3 protein-coding genes and 1 pseudogene are annotated in these 1542 nt (G+C 62.1%); 2 read left to right on the forward strand and 2 right to left on the reverse strand.

The window, feature by feature from the left end; genetic code table 11:
- Both radA and EAO80_RS18955 read left to right on the forward strand, forming a co-directional pair.
- Positions 1-346: pseudogene (radA, locus tag EAO80_RS18950) on the forward strand (DNA repair and recombination protein RadA); the annotation flags it as partial.
- A 66-nt stretch (positions 347-412) separates the two neighbouring features.
- Positions 413-730, forward strand: a complete 318-nt coding sequence (locus tag EAO80_RS18955; protein ID WP_122091381.1) for a 2Fe-2S iron-sulfur cluster-binding protein — start codon at positions 413-415, stop codon at positions 728-730.
- Here EAO80_RS18955 and EAO80_RS18960 read toward each other — a convergent pair.
- Positions 727-1146 (reverse strand): iron-sulfur cluster assembly scaffold protein, encoded by a 420-nt coding sequence (locus tag EAO80_RS18960; RefSeq protein ID WP_122091382.1) that lies wholly within the window; start codon positions 1144-1146, stop codon positions 727-729. The genes EAO80_RS18955 and EAO80_RS18960 overlap by 4 nt on opposite strands.
- A 45-nt stretch (positions 1147-1191) precedes the next feature.
- The coding region (locus EAO80_RS18965) for an outer membrane protein assembly factor BamB family protein (RefSeq protein ID WP_162994092.1) at positions 1192-1542 on the reverse strand (351 nt) is incomplete at its 5' end.

The following is a 1542-nucleotide window of genomic DNA, read 5'->3' on the forward strand; positions in this document are numbered from 1 at the left end:
TGTCGACTCGCTGACTGCACACTTCCGCGCGGAGTACGTGGGCCGTGGTCAGCTCGCAGAACGCCAGCAGAAGCTCAACAAACACCTCCACGACCTCTCGCGGATCGCCGACCTCTACAACACCGCGATCCTCGTGACCAATCAGGTCGCCTCGAATCCCGATTCCTTCTTCGGCGACCCGACCCAGCCTATTGGTGGCAATATCCTCGGCCACAAATCCACCTTCCGGATGTATCTGCGCAAATCGAAGGGCAACAAGCGGATCGTTCGCCTCGTGGACGCGCCGAACCTCCCTGACGGCGAGTCGGTCATGCGCGTCGAAGGTGCGGGTCTGAAGCCCGAATAGTCCCTTCTCTCCGGTTCCTTTGTGGCCGTCGACGGGTATGTGTGTCCACAGTCCTTCCTATCGAGTATGACCCACGAGATCACCCTCGAATGGCCCGACGACCGCGTCGAAACCTTTTCAGCCGAGGAAGACGAGACGGTCCTCGAAGCCGCCGCTCGCGGGGGAATCCGTCTTCCCTACGACTGTCGTAGCGGGACCTGTGCCGAATGTGTCGGGCAGGTCTTGGAGGGGAGTATCGAACACCGCAGGATGCCACGTGCGCTCGAAGAGTCGGACAGAAGGGATGGCTACGCACTGCTGTGTATCGCGGTTCCACGGGAGGACTGTCGGATCCGTACGGGATCGCGACTCACGGCCGAACTCGGGTCGAGCCCGTGGAGTTAGTCCTCGGTCGTGGTTCTGTCGATCTCCTTTTCACCTTTGTAGATATCCGCGCCGTCCTGTACTACCTTCTCGGCGAGCACCGCACACTTGATGCGCATCGGGCTGAGTTCGATACCGAGCATCTCGGCGATGTCGTCCCGATCCATCTCGGCGAGTTCGTCCATGCTCATGCCGGGTAGCTCCTGGGTGAGCAGGCTCGCGCTAGCCTGACTGATCGCACAGCCGTCACCCGAAAACGCGACGTACTCGATGGTTTCGTCGTCGTCTTCGAGGTTGACGTCGACCCGGATCTCGTCGCCACACATCGGGTTCTCCCCGACGTGTGAGAAGGTCGGCTCCTCGAGTTCGCCGTAGTTCCGGGGGTTCTTGTAGTGATCGAGGATCTGCTCGCGATACATATCTGATCCCATGCTCATAGTGAAATCGAGTACGGGAGTGGCCGGCAAAAGGGTTCCGCAGGGCTATCTGAGTGCGTACAGCGCACCGTCGGTACTACCGATGTAGAGACTCTCGCCGACTACGGTCGGCGAGGAGAAGACCACTTCGCCGATCGAGACGCCCCACTGGTTGGTCCCCTCGGCGGCGTCGAGCGCGTAGACGTTGCCGGCGCGGTTCGCGACGTAGACGCGGTCGCCGGCGACCGTCGGCGAGGACCACACCTCACCGCCGGTCTGGAAACGCCACCGTTGCTCGCCCGTGTCGGCCGCGAGCGCGTAGACGTTCCCGTCGATGTTCGCCGCGTAGACGGTTTCGCCGTCGGTGGCCGGTCCGGACCCGGTCCAGTCACCCGTTTCGACCGACCAGAGCTCCTC

Origin of the sequence: Halalkalicoccus subterraneus, assembly GCF_003697815.1 — an archaeon.
Lineage (GTDB): Archaea > Halobacteriota > Halobacteria > Halobacteriales > Halalkalicoccaceae > Halalkalicoccus > Halalkalicoccus subterraneus.